17 protein-coding genes are annotated in these 14253 nt (G+C 74.1%); 14 read left to right on the forward strand and 3 right to left on the reverse strand.

The features are described from left to right. The first annotated feature begins 102 nt into the window (after positions 1 to 102). The 13 genes from trxA (at position 103) to V6U82_RS08950 (ending at position 10570) form a co-directional block, all read left to right on the forward strand. Positions 103 to 453 (forward strand): thioredoxin, encoded by a 351-nt coding sequence (trxA, locus tag V6U82_RS08890; protein ID WP_128137484.1) that lies wholly within the window; start codon positions 103 to 105, stop codon positions 451 to 453. Between the two features lie 53 nt (positions 454 to 506). Further along, on the forward strand, positions 507 to 776 hold the full coding sequence (locus tag V6U82_RS08895; protein ID WP_120570221.1) for a metal-sensitive transcriptional regulator: 270 nt from the start codon (positions 507 to 509) through the stop codon (positions 774 to 776). A gap of 139 nt (positions 777 to 915) precedes the next feature. After that, positions 916 to 2316 (forward strand): MBL fold metallo-hydrolase, encoded by a 1401-nt coding sequence (locus tag V6U82_RS08900; RefSeq protein ID WP_334460393.1) that lies wholly within the window; start codon positions 916 to 918, stop codon positions 2314 to 2316. A gap of 87 nt (positions 2317 to 2403) precedes the next feature. Beyond that, the gene (locus V6U82_RS08905) at positions 2404 to 2988 is read left to right on the forward strand and encodes a rhodanese-like domain-containing protein (protein WP_334460395.1); all 585 of its coding nucleotides are present in this window, start codon (positions 2404 to 2406) and stop codon (positions 2986 to 2988) included. Next, complete coding sequence (locus V6U82_RS08910) at positions 2985 to 3881, forward strand: sulfite exporter TauE/SafE family protein (RefSeq protein WP_334460398.1); 897 nt, start codon at positions 2985 to 2987, stop codon at positions 3879 to 3881. The genes V6U82_RS08905 and V6U82_RS08910 overlap by 4 nt, the downstream gene beginning before the upstream one ends. Beyond that, positions 3820 to 4428 (forward strand): class I SAM-dependent methyltransferase, encoded by a 609-nt coding sequence (locus V6U82_RS08915; protein WP_334460400.1) that lies wholly within the window; start codon positions 3820 to 3822, stop codon positions 4426 to 4428. Before V6U82_RS08910 ends, V6U82_RS08915 begins: the two co-directional genes overlap by 62 nt. Before the next feature lie 76 nt (positions 4429 to 4504). After that, a complete protein-coding gene (locus tag V6U82_RS08920) occupies positions 4505 to 5215 on the forward strand; it encodes a spermidine synthase (RefSeq protein WP_334460402.1) in 711 nt (236 codons plus the stop codon). Positions 5216 to 5287: 72 nt separating this feature from the next. Beyond that, the gene (locus V6U82_RS08925) at positions 5288 to 5467 is read left to right on the forward strand and encodes a hypothetical protein (RefSeq protein WP_018787202.1); all 180 of its coding nucleotides are present in this window, start codon (positions 5288 to 5290) and stop codon (positions 5465 to 5467) included. A gap of 101 nt (positions 5468 to 5568) precedes the next feature. After that, positions 5569 to 7248, forward strand: a complete 1680-nt coding sequence (locus tag V6U82_RS08930) for a long-chain-fatty-acid--CoA ligase (protein WP_334460405.1) — start codon at positions 5569 to 5571, stop codon at positions 7246 to 7248. A 93-nt stretch (positions 7249 to 7341) separates the two neighbouring features. Then, the gene (locus V6U82_RS08935) at positions 7342 to 8433 is read left to right on the forward strand and encodes a winged helix DNA-binding domain-containing protein (protein WP_334460407.1); all 1092 of its coding nucleotides are present in this window, start codon (positions 7342 to 7344) and stop codon (positions 8431 to 8433) included. Between the two features lie 15 nt (positions 8434 to 8448). Continuing rightward, complete coding sequence (locus tag V6U82_RS08940) at positions 8449 to 9003, forward strand: AAA family ATPase (RefSeq protein WP_334460409.1); 555 nt, start codon at positions 8449 to 8451, stop codon at positions 9001 to 9003. Positions 9004 to 9011: 8 nt separating this feature from the next. Continuing rightward, positions 9012 to 9770: a maleylpyruvate isomerase N-terminal domain-containing protein gene (locus V6U82_RS08945; protein WP_334460412.1), complete on the forward strand. Its 759-nt coding sequence runs from the start codon at positions 9012 to 9014 to the stop codon at positions 9768 to 9770. 47 nt (positions 9771 to 9817) lie between these two features. Then, entirely contained in the window at positions 9818 to 10570 is a 753-nt protein-coding gene (locus tag V6U82_RS08950) for a class I SAM-dependent methyltransferase (RefSeq protein WP_442933430.1), read from the forward strand. Here V6U82_RS08950 and V6U82_RS08955 read toward each other — a convergent pair whose 3' ends face one another. Then, positions 10571 to 11497, reverse strand: coding sequence for a LysR family transcriptional regulator (locus V6U82_RS08955; protein WP_334460417.1), 927 nt, complete (start codon positions 11495 to 11497; stop codon positions 10571 to 10573). Positions 11498 to 11580: 83 nt separating this feature from the next. On the opposite strand from V6U82_RS08955, the gene V6U82_RS08960 reads away from it, so the two are divergent. Then, positions 11581 to 12849 (forward strand): MFS transporter, encoded by a 1269-nt coding sequence (locus V6U82_RS08960; RefSeq protein ID WP_334460418.1) that lies wholly within the window; start codon positions 11581 to 11583, stop codon positions 12847 to 12849. Between the two features lie 17 nt (positions 12850 to 12866). Here the strand turns inward: V6U82_RS08960 and V6U82_RS08965 are convergent, their stop codons facing one another. Further along, entirely contained in the window at positions 12867 to 13511 is a 645-nt protein-coding gene (locus tag V6U82_RS08965; RefSeq protein WP_334460420.1) for an alpha/beta fold hydrolase, read from the reverse strand. Between the two features lie 110 nt (positions 13512 to 13621). Continuing rightward, the gene (locus V6U82_RS08970) at positions 13622 to 14203 is read right to left on the reverse strand and encodes a carboxymuconolactone decarboxylase family protein (RefSeq protein WP_334460421.1); all 582 of its coding nucleotides are present in this window, start codon (positions 14201 to 14203) and stop codon (positions 13622 to 13624) included. Positions 14204 to 14253 lie beyond the last annotated feature (50 nt).

A 14253-nucleotide genomic window follows, 5' to 3' on the forward strand; every position in this document is an offset into this window, starting at 1 on the left:
CCGGCGACCCTGCGTGTCCCTCACCCGCCCCTCGCACCACTACGGAATGGATACCCCGGGGGGTGTGTTACACATGCAGGACCCGAACCGACGGAGGTACTGATGGCCAGCGTGGCGTTGACCACCACCGACTTCGCAGAGACCGTCAACCGGGACGGCATCGTCCTGGTCGACTTCTGGGCCGGCTGGTGCGGCCCCTGCCGGGCGTTCGCGCCGGTCTACGAGAAGTCCAGCGAGCAGCACCCGGACATCGTCTTCGGCAAGGTCGACACCGAGGCCGAGCCGGCCCTGGCGGCCGCCGCCCAGATCCGGTCGATCCCGACACTCATGGCGTTCCGGGACGGCGTGCTGGTGTTCGCCCAGCCGGGGGCCCTGCCGACGGCCGGACTGGAGGAGCTGATCCGGGCCGTACGCGACCTCGACATGGACGAGGTCCGGACCAAGACCGCCTGACGGGTGGCGACACCGGTACCCCCTGGGGTATGTTTGCGAGCAGGAGGTGAGACGTGAAGCTTCGACCCGAGATGACCGGCGACGCGCTGACCCGGCTCAAGCGGGCCCGAGGGCAGCTCAACGCCGTCATCGAGATGATGGAGAACGGCGAGGACTGCCGCGCCGCGCTGACCCAGCTCGCCGCGGTCTCCAAGGCCATCGACCGGGCCGGGTTCAAGATCATCGCTTCCGGCATGCGCTACTGCGACGCCGCCCGACAGGCGGGCGAGGAGCCGGAGATGACCGAGGAGGAGCTGGAGAAGCTCTTCCTGTCCCTGGCCTGACGGCACCCGCCTGACCGGCTGAGTCCCGCCCGCGCCGTGTGACCGCGACGCGGGCGGGTAAACACCTGCCTGGAGAACCCGGGCCGCAGACTGTCCCACGCATACCCCCCGGGGTATATAGGCAATGAGAGGAAACGGCATGCCCCTCGACGTGTCCGTCATCGCGACCTCCTCGCTCGGCGACCGCAGCTACCTCGCCTCCGACGGCCGGGTGGCGATCGTGGTCGACCCGCAGCGCGACATCGACCGCATCCTGTACCTGGCCGGCGCCGAGGGCGTACGCATCACCCACGTCGTCGAGACGCACATCCACAACGACTACGTCTCCGGCGGACTGGAACTGGCCCGGATCACCGGCGCGCAGTACCTGGTGGCCGCCGCCGACACGGTCGAGTTCGACCGGACCCCGGTTTCCGACGGCGACACCGTGCCGGTGTCGGACACGATGCGGCTGCGGGTGATCGGCACCCCGGGCCACACCTTCCACCACCTGTCGTACGCGATCGACGAGGCCTCCGACGGCGGCTGGACACCGGCCGGCGTGTTCACCGGCGGCTCGCTGCTGTTCGGCACCACCGGCCGCACCGACCTGCTCGGCGAGCAGTACGCGCACGAGCTGGCACACCACCAGCACGCCTCGGCGCGCAAGCTGGCCGACCTGCTGCCCGACGGCGCGCAGGTGTGGCCCACGCACGGCTTCGGCAGCTTCTGCTCGGCCAGCCAGGCCGACGCGCCCGAGTCGACGATCGGCCGGGAGAAGGAGGCCAACCCGGTGCTGCGGCTGGCCGCCGACCAGTTCGTCACGGAGACGCTGGCCGGGCTGGACGCCTACCCGGCGTACTACGCCCACATGGGCGTCGCCAACGCCGCCGGGCCCGCCCCGGTCGACCTCACGCCGGTGGCCCGCGCCGACGCCGACGAACTGCGCCGGCGCGTCGCCGCCGGCGAGTGGGTGGTCGACCTGCGCCACCGCAAGGCGTACGCGGCCTCGCACCTGGCCGGAACCGTCAGCCTCGGCCTGGACGGGCCGATGTCGACGTGGCTCGGCTGGCTGATCGACTGGGGCGTGCCGATCACGTTCCTGGCGCAGACCCCGGAGCAGGTCGCCGACGCCCAGCGGGAACTGGTCCGCATCGGCATCGACCGTCCGGCCGCCCAGGCCACCGGCGAGCCCGAGCAGTGGACCACGGACCCGTCGCAGCTGCGGGAGACGGCGGTGGCCGACTTCGACGCGCTCGCCGCCGCACAGGCCGGGAAGACCCCGGCCGGGCTGCCCGAGCCGCAGGTCGTCCTCGACGTGCGGATGACCAACGAGTGGAAGGCCGGGCACATCGACGGCGCGGTGCACGTGCCGCTGCCGGACGTGCCGAAGCGGCTCGCCGACATCCCCGCCGGAACGATCTGGGTGCACTGCGGCTCCGGCTACCGGGCCACCGCCGCCGCGTCCCTGCTCGCCAACGCCGGCCGGGACGTGGTGCTGATCGACGACTCGTACGGCCGGGCCGTGACGGCCGGCGTACGCATGGCGCCCACCGCCTGACCTCTCCCTGAGCGCCCGGCCGGCGTGTCCCTACGCCGGCCGGCGCCCGACCCTGCCCGAAAACACCCGTGAAGGAGTACAGAGAGCATGACCACGACCACCCCCACCACCATCGACGCGGCGACCCTGCGCGAGCTGATCGCCGCCGGCCGTACGCCCCGGATGCTCGACGTGCGCACGCCCGGCGAGTTCGAGGCGGCGCACATCCCCGGCGCGTACAACGTGCCGCTGGACCTGCTCCGGGAACACCGCGCCGAGCTGCGCGGCCACCTGGACGAGGACGTGGTGCTGATCTGCCGCTCCGGCGTCCGGGCGAGCCAGGCCGGCCAGGCGCTCGGCACCGTCGGCCTGCCCAACGTCAAGGTGCTCGACGGCGGCATGCTGGCCTGGCAGGCCACGAACGCCCCGGTCAACCAGGGCCGGTCGCGCTGGGACCTGGAGCGCCAGGTACGCCTCGTCGCCGGCTCGATCGTGCTCGCCGCCGTCGTCGGTTCGGTGTTCGTGCCCGGCCTGAAGTGGGTCGCCGGGTTCATCGGCGCGGGCCTCACGTTCGCCGCGCTCACCAACACCTGCGCCATGGGCATGCTGCTGAGCAAGCTGCCGTACAACCGCGGCGCGAGCTGCGACCTGGACACGATCGTGGGGCAGTTGCGCGACGGGAGCCGCAGGTGACGACCCTCGCGCTGACGCTGGCCGGCGCGGTGCTGATCGGCGTGACGCTGGGCCTGCTCGGCGGCGGCGGGTCGATCCTCGCCGTGCCGCTGCTGGTCTACGTCGCCGACCTGCCCGCCAAGGAGGCGATCGCCACCTCGCTGCTCGTCGTCGGCGTGACGAGCGCCGTCGGCGTGCTGCCGCACGCCCGCGCGAACCGGGTCCGCTGGCGCACCGGGCTCATCTTCGGCCTGGCCGGCATGACCGGCGCGTACGCCGGTGGCCGGCTGGCCGAGTTCGTCCCGGCCGGCGTCCTGCTGACCGGGTTCGCGCTGATGATGCTCGCCACCGCGGTCGCGATGCTCCGGGGCCGCCGGTCCGCCGAGGGCCGGCCGGTGCCGCACGAGCTGCCGATGCTGCGGGTGGTCGGGGACGGCGTGGTCGTGGGCCTGGTCACCGGCCTGGTCGGCGCGGGCGGCGGCTTCCTGGTCGTACCGGCCCTGGCGCTGCTGGGCGGGTTGCCGATGCCGGTCGCGGTCGGCACCTCGCTGGTCGTCATCGCGATGAAGTCGTTCGCCGGCCTGGCCGGGTACCTGTCCAGCGTGCAGATCCACTGGGGGCTCGCCGCCGGGGTCACCGCCGCCGCGGTCGTCGGCAGCCTGCTCGGTGGCCGGCTCGCCGGCCGGATCCCGGCCGACCTGCTGCGCCGGGGGTTCGGCTGGTTCGTCGTGGTGATGGGCGTGTTCGTGCTCGCGCAGCAGTTGCCGCCGGTGTGGGGACTCGCCGTGGGAGCGCTTGCCGTGGCCGGTACGGTCACCTTGGCGGTGTGGGGCCGCCGGAGGAGGGAACACAGTGGACAGCAGCGCCTGGGACAGCCGGTACGCCGACGCGCCCGGACTGGTGTGGAGCGCTGAGCCCAACCGTTTCGTGGTCGAGTCGGTCGCCGGGCTGACCCCGGGGTCAGCGTTGGACGTCGCCGCCGGCGAGGGCCGCAACGCGGTCTGGCTGGCCGGTCAGGGCTGGCGGGTCAACGCGGTGGACTTCTCCGCCGTGGCCGTGGACCGGGGCCGGGAGCTGGCGGCCGCGCGGGGCGTGACAGTCGACTGGCGGGTGGCGGACGTGACCGCGTACCGGCCGGTGCCGAACAGCTACGACCTGGTGCTGATCAGCTACCTGCACCTGCCGGCACCCGAGTTCGCCGGGGTGCTCGCCGCGGCGAAGTCCGCGCTGCGCCCCGGCGGCACGCTCGTGGTGGTGGGCCACGACCTGGCCAACCTCACCGGCGGCATCGGCGGCCCGCAGGACCCGGACGTGCTGCTCACGCCGGAGTCGGTGGTCGACGGGCTGGCCGGGCTGCGTGTGCAGCGGGCCGAGACGACCCGCCGGCCGGTCCCGGCCACCGACGGCGGCACCGTCGACGCGCTGGACACCGTCGTGGTGGCCACCCGCCCCGCCGACTGACCGCCGTCCGCCGTCGTTTCGCCGGGCCGGGACCGGCCGGTAGCATCCGGGGACGGATCGGCGGAGAGGACACCGGGTGGGCGCGCGTTTCGAGGAACTGGCCTGGCGTGAGACGCCGATCGGCGAGATCAGCCTGCGGCGGCGCCGCGACCCGGCGCTGGACGCCGAGGTGTACGAGGTGAAGCTCGACGACGAGTACCTCATGTCCAGCGCCTTCCCGGTCGCGGAGATCGAACTGGCCCGGCTCGGGCTGGCCCCGCTGACCGGTGACGCGCTGGACGTGGTGGTCGGCGGGCTCGGCCTCGGCTACACCGCGCGTACCGCACTGGAGGATCCCCGGGTGCGGTCGCTGGTGGTGGTCGAGGCGATCGAGGACGTGATCGACTGGCACCGGCGGGATCTGCTGCCGTTCGCCGCCGGTCTGGCCACGGATCCACGTACCCGGTTCGTCCGGGCGGACTTCTTCGCCGCGGTCGCCGGCGGCGGTCTCGACCCGGACGAGCCGGGGCGCCGCTTCCACGCGGTGCTGCTGGACGTGGACCACTCCCCCCGCCAGGTGCTGCACCCCGGTCACGCACCGTTCTACACGGCCGACGGGCTGCGCCGGCTGGCCGCGCTGCTGCACCCGGAGGGCGTCTTCGCGCTGTGGTCGAACGACCCGCCCGACCCGGAGTTCCAGCGCACGCTGACCGAGGTGTTCCCGACCTCGGTGGCGCACGTCGTCCGGTTCCCGAACCCGTTGCAGGGCCGGGAGGCGGCGAACACCGTGTACGTGGCCCGGCACTGATCCACCCGGCGGCGCATGGCCGCACGAGCAGCGGGAAAGCGCACGGCCCACCGTACGACGGGAGGCTGGGACATGCGCGCGTTGCTCTGGGTGGTCGGCGTGGTCGCCGGTGTGCTCATCCTGCTCGGGCTGCTGCTGGAGGCGGTCCGCTGGCTCGTCATCATCGGCGTGATCGCGCTCGCCGCGGTGATCATCTTCGGGATCGTGAAGGGCCGGCGGGTGGTGCACCAGCATTCGACCCGCCGACGCTGACCTGCGGAGAGTGTGACCCACCCGGCAACCTACGTGAGCGTAGGTTACCGGGCGGTCAAGTTAGGCTGGGGGCGTCATCCGCGCGACGAGGAGTAACGGCGATGGACGCGACCGCCCAGCGACCCTGGACCCGTAGCTACGCACCCGGCGTGCCTGCCGAGATCGCCGAGCCGGACGGCTCGCTCGTCGACCTGCTCACCGAGGCGGCCGGGCGGTTCGGTCCCCGGGTCGCGCTCGACTTCTACGGCGCCACCACCACGTTCACCGAACTGGCCGACCAGGTGTCCCGCGCCGCCGAGGCGCTGCGTCGCCTCGGCGTCGGCCCCGGCGACCGGGTGGCTCTGGTGCTGCCGAACTGCCCGCAGCACGTGGTCGCGTTCTACGCCGTGCTGCGCCTCGGCGCGGTGGTCGTCGAGCACAACCCGCTCTACACCGCCGACGAGCTGGACCGGCAGCTCACCGACCACGGTGCGACGGTCGCGATCGCGTGGGACAAGGTCGCGCCGCTGGTGGCGGGACGCGGCGCCGTGCGTACCGTGGTGGCGGTCGACCTGACCGCGGCGCTGCCGCGGCTCAAGCGGTGGGCGCTGCGCGTGCCGCTGCCGAAGGTCCGCGCCGCCCGGGCCGCGATGACCGCCCCCGCGCCCGGCGCCCTGGCCTGGTCGGAACTGGTCGCCGCCGCCGGGCCGCTGCCCGCCGGCCATCCCGCGCCGGAGGCCGGTGACGTGGCGCTGCTCCAGTACACCGGTGGCACCACCGGCGAGCCCAAGGGCGCGGTGCTGACCCACCGCAATCTGCGCGCCAACGCCGCGCAGGGCCGGGCCTGGGTGCCGGGCCTGCGCGACGGCGCGGAGACGGTGTACGCGGTGCTGCCGCTGTTCCACGCCTACGGGCTGACGCTCTGCCTCACCTTCGCCGTGAGCATCGGGGCCACGCTGGTGCTGTTCCCCCGCTTCGACGCCGACCAGGTGCTCGACGCGGTCCGCCGCCGCCCGCCGACGTTCCTGCCGGCGGTGCCGCCGGTCTACGCGAAGCTGGCCACCGTCGCCCGGGAACGCGGCGTCGACCTCACCTCCGTCCGGTACGCGCTGTCCGGCGCGATGTCGCTGCCGCCGGCCACCGTGGAGCTGTGGGAGCAGGTGACCGGCGGCCTGCTGGTCGAGGGGTACGGGATGACCGAGACATCGCCGATCACAGTGGGCAACCCGGTCGCGCCGACCCGCCGCCCCGGCACGGTGGGCGTGCCGTTCCCCTCCACCGACGTACGCATCGTCGACCCGGAGGACCCGTCCCGCGACCGCGCGCCGGGCGAGGCCGGCGAGCTGCTGGTCCGCGGCCCGCAGGTGTTCTCCGGCTACTGGCACCGGCCCGAGGAGACCGCCAAGGTGCTGCTGCCGGGCGGCTGGATGCGCACCGGCGACATCGTCACCATGGACGCCGACGGCTTCGTGACGGTGGTGGACCGGATCAAGGAGCTGATCATCACCGGCGGCTTCAACGTCTACCCGTCCGAGGTGGAGGAGGCGCTGCGCCGCGTCCCCGGCGTACGCGAGGCCGCCGCCGTGGGAATGCCCACCGACGACGGTGAGGAGGTCGTCGCAGCGGTGGTGGTCGACCCGGCGGTGGCCGGTACGCCGGAGGCGATCCGGACCTCGTGCCGCACCCACCTGGCCGGATACAAGGTGCCGCGCCGGGTCGTGGTCGTCGACGAGCTGCCGTACTCCCAGATCGGCAAGATCCTGCGCCGCGAGGTCCGCGAACGCCTGCTCGCCGACCGCTGACCCGCCCGCGGTGTTCCACCGACGGCTGACCGGGCCGGGACGAACGGGCCGCGCCGCGCCGGACGTGTCGGTGCCGGCGCCTACGCTGTGGCGATGGTCGACAGGCGTCAGGTGATGGCCTTCCGCGTGCGCGCTCAGCAGCTCGACCGGGCCGAGGGCTCGCTCGCCGACACCGCCGTGCTCGACATCGGCGTGCAGGACACCGGCCCCGACGGCGGCCGGTGGGCGCTCGCCGCGCGCGGTGTCGACGTGGCCCCGCTGACCGGCGACGACCTGGTCCTGCTCTGGACCGTACGCGGCGCCCCGCACCTCTACCGCCGTGCCGACGTGGGCGCGGTGGCCGCCGCGGTCGAGCCGTTCTCCGACGCCGACGCGGGCAAGCGCATCTACGACGCGGCGAAGCCGTTGAAGGCGGCGGGCATCGGCATCGTCGCCGCGCTCGACGAGGTGGCCGCGCGGATGCGGGAGATCGTCCGCACGCCGACGGTCAAGGGCGAGGTCTCCGGGCGGCTCGCCGAGGTGATGCCGCAGCCCTACCTGCGGTTCTGCCGACCGTGCGACGCGACCCACCTCTACGAGATGCCGTTTCGCCTCGCCGCCGTGCGTGCCGGCCTGGAGCTGCGGCTCGACACGTCGCCGCCGGTCCTGGAACGCATCCGCCGATTCCGTCCGGCCGACGCGCCCGGCGACCGGTTCGACCTCGTCCGCGCCTACCTGCGGCTGCTCGGCCCGGCGACCCCGAAGCACGTGGCCGACTACCTCGACGCCCCGGTCAAGGAGGTCAAGGCCCGCTGGCCGGGCGACGCGGCCGAGGTGAGCGTCGACGGCGAGACGCGCTGGCTGCTCGCTGCCGACGAGGCCGCGCTGGCGTCGGCCGAGACCACGACGACGCGCCTGCTCGGCCCGTTCGACCTGTTCCTCCAGGCGAAGGACCGGGCGACGCTGGTGCCGGACGCGGCTCGCGTCAAGGAGCTGTGGCCGGTGCTGGGCCGCCCCGGCGCGGTGCTGGCCGACGGGGATCTGGCCGGCACGTGGCGGCCCCGCAAGTCCGGCCGGACCTTCACCGTCGCCGTTCACCAGTGGCGCAAGCTCACCGGCGGCGCACGCGACGCGGTGGTGGCGGAGGCCGAGCGCCTCGCCGCGTACCGGGGCGTGCCGCTGGCCGGCGTCGACTTCGCCGAGTGATGGCATCATGATCGCGTGATCGTCTGGGTCAACGGTGCGTTCGGTGTCGGCAAGACGACCACCGCGCGGCTGCTCACGAGCGCGCTGCCGGACGCTCGGCTGTTCGACCCGGAGTTCCTCGGCTCGATGCTCACCGCGTTCGTCACCTCCCCCACCGGTGACTTCCAGGACCTGCCACTGTGGCGTCATCTCGTCGTGCAGACGGTCACCGGGCTGGACCGGCACCACCCGGGCGTCTGGATCGTGCCGATGAGCCTGCTCGACCCGGCGTACCGCGCGGAGATCCTCGGCGGCATCCGCGCCGCGGGCGTCGACGTCCGGGAGGTCGTGCTCACGCTCCCCGAGGACCGGTTGCGGGCCCGCATCGACGCCGACCACGTCGAGGTCGGCGCGCGCGGCTGGCGGCACGACCACGTCGCCCGGGCGCTCGCCACGTTCGGATCGGTGACCGACGCCCGTCTGATCGACGCCGCCGCCCCGCCCGAGCAGGTCGCCGACGCCGTCGCCGCGCACGTGCGCGCCGAAACTCGCTGTCCGGCTTCCGGGCCCGGTGGTAGACAGCCGGGGTGATCGAACCGATGACGTTTACCGATCGGCTGCGGCTGATCGACGACCGGGCGGCCGCGTTCCGGGACGCGGTCGCCGCCGCGCCGGACCTCGACGCGCCGGTGCCGACCTGCCCCGAGTGGACGCTGTTCGACCTGGCCCGGCACATCGGCGAGGGACGCCGCTCGTGGGCGGCCACCGTCGCGGCCGGACCGGAGGCGTCCGGACGGGCCGCACCGGACGGTCCGTACGCGCCCCGGGAGCGTACGGCGCTGCGGGACTGGCTGGCCGAGTCCACCGAGCGGTTGCTGGTCGCGCTGCGCGACGCCGGACCCGATCGTGGTTGCTGGACGTGGTGGGACACGTCGCAGTCGCCGCAGAACTGCGGCGCCGTCGCCCGGCACCAGCTCCAGGAGATCGCGGTGCACACCTACGACGCCCAGCTCACCGCGGGCGCGCCGCGGCCGTTGCCGGTCGAGGTGGCCCTCGACGGCGTGGAGGACTTCCTGTTCACCTGCTGCGCGACCACTGTGCCGTGGCCGTACGCGCCCGCCGTCCTCGACTACCACGTCACCGAGGGCGGCTCCTGGCGCACGCGGCTCACCCCCGACGGCGTACGGGTCACCCGCCTGCCCGCCGGAACCGATGCCGGCCCGGCCGACACCGCCGCCAGCTCCAGCGCCGGTGATCTGGTCCTGGCCTTCTACGGCCGGATACCGCTGGACGCGCTCACCGTCGAGGGCGACCGGCGCGTACTCGACCGGATCGCGGCGTGGGATCCGGACGCGTAGGACGGCGGCCCGATCGTGGGAGGATGCTCGGTGTGCCGGGTCGTGCGTTGAGCTTCGGAGCGGCCGCGCAGGCGTACGAGCGGTTCCGTCCCGGCTATCCCGAGGAACTGGCCGACCTGGTGCTGGCGTACGCGGACCGGCCCGTCCGGACCGCCCTGGAGATCGGCGCCGGGACCGGCAAGGCCACCCGGCTGTTCGCCCGGCGCGGCGTCGCGGTCACCGCCACCGACCCGGACGCCGCGATGCTCACCGAGCTGCGCCGGCACGTGCCCGCGGACGTCCGGGTCCGGCAGGCCGCGTTCGAGCAGTTGCGCGCCGGCGAGCGCCACGACCTGGTGTACGCGGCGGCGGCCCTGCACTGGACGGACCCGGACCGGCGGTGGGAGCGGATCGCCGGGCTGCTCACCCCCGGTGGCGTGTTCGCCTCGTTCGGCGGGCCGCTGCGGCTGGCCGACCCGGCGCTGCGCGACGCGGTGGCCGCGGCCCGGTCCGAGTACCTCGCCGACGACGAGATCCCGTCGCCCGACGGCACGCCGCCGGCGGCCGGCATGCAGTGGCCCGGCACCGAGCTGCGCGCGTCCGAGTGGTTCACCGACGTGCGCCAGTCGGGGATCGAGCGGCGGATCTCGACGAGTGCCGACGACTACGTCGGTCTCCTGTCGACCGTCTCCGCCTATCTCGAACTGCCGCCGGACGTACGCGAGCAGGTGTTCCGCCGCATCCGGGCCGTCCTGCCCGGCACTGTCGAGGTCACCGCCGACGTCACTGTCCACCTGGCGCGGCGAACGCCGCAGCCCTGATCAGACGGCCCAGGAGGGCCGCCAGACCGGGCCCGGCAGCGGCGGCAGGCCCGCGAAGTGGCGGATCACCGGCCGCAGCCCCGGGTGCGGGCCGGTCCGCGGCAGCATGAGGTTGATCGGGTACGCGAGCACCGGACCCGCGATCGGGATGCGGCGCAGGTCGTGGCCGGCGGGCCACAGGTAGCGGTCCCGGGCGCCGACGAGCGTCGCCACGTCCGCCGAGTCCGCCAGCGTGTCGAGGAGCACCTCGGTGCCGAAGTTCGGCCCGGTCGCGTCCACCCACAGGTCAAAGGCGTCGGCGAGCTGCTCGTAGAACTCGCCCCACTCGCTGCCCGGCACGATGCCCGGCACCCGGAGCCGTTGTCCACGCAGATGGGCGGGCGTGAGCGTGCGCGCGGACGCGAGCGGATGCCGGGGCCCGGCGAGCAGTTGCAGCGGCAAGTCGAAGGCACGGACCATCCGTACCTCGGGCGGCAGCGCGGCCGGGTCGGTGACGGTACGGAACGCGGCGTCCACGTCGCCGGCCCGGACCGCGGCGGCGACCTGCCGGGGGTCGTCGACCCGCAGCGTCACCACGTCGAGGTCGACGCCCGGGTGGGAGCGCCAGTAGTCGTGCAGGAGAACGGCCTGCGCACTGCGCAGGCCGAGCACGTCGATGCGCGGCGCCCGCGCGCCGGGCCGGACCGCGGCGACCGCGCGGTCGGCGCCCGCGACGACGCCCCGGGCGTGCGGGAGGAACGCCCGGCCGTCGTGTGTCAGTTCGACCCCTCGGGGTGTACGGGTGAACAGGCGCACTCCCAGCTCCCGCTCCAGCGCGGCGATCCGCTTCGACACGGCCTGCTGGGTGACGCCCAGGTCGTCGGCGGCATGCCGGAACTGACCGAGTTCGGCCGCCCGCACGAACGACCGCACCGCCTCGCTGTCCACCGGCCCACAGTAGGCGGGTCCAGCCGATGGTTGTGGCGCGCCGGGCGGCGGTTGTTTGCCGCGGCACCCGCGCGGCCGGTCTGATGCGCGGGGCATCGGTGACGGGGGGCGGCGTGCGGAGACCGGGGTCGGATTTCGGGTGGCTGTGGTCGGCGTACGCGGTGAGCACGTACGGCACCTGGCTGGCGTTCGGCGCGTTTCCGCTGATCGCGGTGCGCGTGCTGGATGCGTCGGCGTTCGCGGTGTCGCTCCTGGAGGCGGCCGGACTCGCCGTGGCGGCGGTGCTGGCGGTCCCGCTGGGCCCGTGGATGGCGTACCGGCCCAGGCTGCCGGTGATGGTCGCGACGGATCTGGTCCGGTTCGCGGCGCTGGCGAGCGTGCCGGCCGCGTACGCGCTCGGGGTGTTGTCCTACGGACAGTTGCTCGTCGTCGCGGTGGTCTGCGGGACGGCCGGCATCACGTTCACCGCCGCGTCCGGGGCGTACCTGAAGAGTCTGGTCCGTGGTGATCGGCTGCTGGCGGCGAACGGGCGGTTCGAGGCGACGAGCTGGGCCGCGACGGCGACCGGGCCGCCGCTCGGGGGCGCGCTCGTCGGGCTGCTCGGACCGGTCGTCACCATCACCGCGGACGCCGTGAGCCACCTGCTGTCGGCGCTCGCGGTGCGGCGGATCCGGGCCGGCGACACGGCGGCGCCCCGCGACCCGGCGGGCGGCTCGCGGGCTGCCGGCCTGGGCGCGGGCTGGCGGTTCGTGCGCCGCGACCCGGTGCTGTGGCGGCTGTTCCTCAACTCGGTGCTGGTCGGCGGCCTGATCATGGCGACCGCGCCGTTGCTGGCGGTGCTCCTGCTGGGTGAGTACCGGGTGGCGGCCTGGCAGTACGGGCTGGTCTTCGGCGTCTCCGCGCTCGGCGGCGTGCTCGGCGCACGGCTGAGCCCGCGCCTGGTGCGGCGGTACGGGCGGCAGCGGGTGATGACGGCGTCCGGCTGGCTGCGGTCGATCGTCCCGCTCGGTCTCGCGTTCACCCACCCGGGGACCACCGGCCTGCTGACCGTCATCGCCGTCGAGTCGGTCCTCATCACCTGCATGGGCGTGTTCAACCCGATCTCCGCGACCGAGCGCCTGCGCCGCACCCCGCAGGCGCACACCGCGCAGGTCCTGACCGCGTGGAGCGTCACCGGCCGGCTCACCCAGGCCACGCTGATGACCGTGTGGGGCGTCCTCGCCACCGTCGTCGGCCCGCTCGCCGCGATCACCGCGTCCGGGGTGCTGCTGCTCGCCACGCCGCTGCTGCTGCCGACGCGCCGGCACACGCGCGACCCGGAGCCCGCACGCCCGGCCGCTGCGGTCTCCTGAAACGGGCGGCCGGACGGTCAGGACGCCAGGTATGCGGTCAGCCGGTCGGCGAGCGGACCCGGGTGACTGAGCGCCACCGCGTGACCGCCGTCGATCTCGTCCGGAACCACACCGAGCCGGTCGGCGGCCACCCGGCGTTGGAAGTCGGCGGGGAAGAACCGGTCGTCGCGAGCGATGAGCACCCTCGTCGGCACAGCCGGCCAGTCCGCGAGCGGCCACGGCTCGTCCCACTCCGCGCTGACCTGCTGCCGGCCGTGCGACGGCGCCTCGGCGACGATCTCGGCCGGCACACCGTTGTAGAACTGCTGCTCCTCGCTGAGCCCGTCCGGCTCGCGGTAGCCGGTGTCGCCCCACCAGTCCCCCGGCTTCTCACCGGGCCGCGGGATCATCGGGGTGAGCAGGACCAGCAGCCGCACCGGCAGGCGGTCGGCGACCAGTGGTGCGGTGAACGCGCCGTACGAGTGGCCGACCACCACGAGGTCGTCGCGGTCGCCGACGGCGTCGACCACCGTCCGGCGGAAGTCGGTGAACCCCGCCGAGCGGTCCCCGATCGGCAGCTCCGGCACCACCGTGTCGTGACCCCGGGCGGCCAGCTCGGGAACCAGCAGATGCCAGTCCCACGCGCTGCCCCCGCCACCGTGGATGAGCACGAACGTCGTCATGTCCGGACCCTCCCACACCGGTACGACATGCCGTCACCGTGCGGAAGGGCCCTCGGATCCCCGACCGTTTCCGCGCGGGCCACCCCTGACCGGGGTCGGGACTCGCTCGTTCAGATCGGGCGGCCGAAGGTGACCGCCTCCCGGACGAGCCGTGGCGCCTTCTCCGCCAGTTGCGCGTCCGGTCGCGCGCCGAGCGCGTCGTTCACTGTGGAGAAGGCCAGCCGGAACGCGATGAGCGTGGTCGCCTCGAAGATCTCCCGGTCGCTCAGGCCGGCGTCGCGCAGGCGTTGCGTGTCGGCCTCGATGGTGGCGTTCGGGTCCGTCACGACCCGGCGGGACCAGTCGGCGAGCGCCGTCTCCCGCTCGGACAGGTCCGCCTCGGTGCCGCGCAGCACCGCGGCGGCGGTCGTCTCGTCGCTCATCCCGGCCAGCCGCGCGCCCCAGGCCAGCGCGCAGTACGAGTCGCCGCGGGCGGCGGCGGTGGCGGCGACCAGCACCGCCACCTCCCGCGCGGACAGCGTGGACTCGGACAGCAACTCGGTGCGCGTGTTCTGGAACGACATCAGCACGTCCGGGCGCCAGCACCAGACGCGGGTGAGGTTGTTGACATAGCCGTCGGCGGCGAGGTCGTCCTCGTACGCGGCTTTCGCCGCCGGGCTCTGCGGCGGTTCGGGGAGGAAGGCGGGATTCATGCGGGCAGTCTGCGCCACCCGGGCGGCCCCCACTGGCTGATCAACGACAG

The organism is Micromonospora sp. CPCC 205554 (genome assembly GCF_036902745.1).
Lineage (GTDB): Bacteria > Actinomycetota > Actinomycetes > Mycobacteriales > Micromonosporaceae > Micromonospora > Micromonospora tulbaghiae.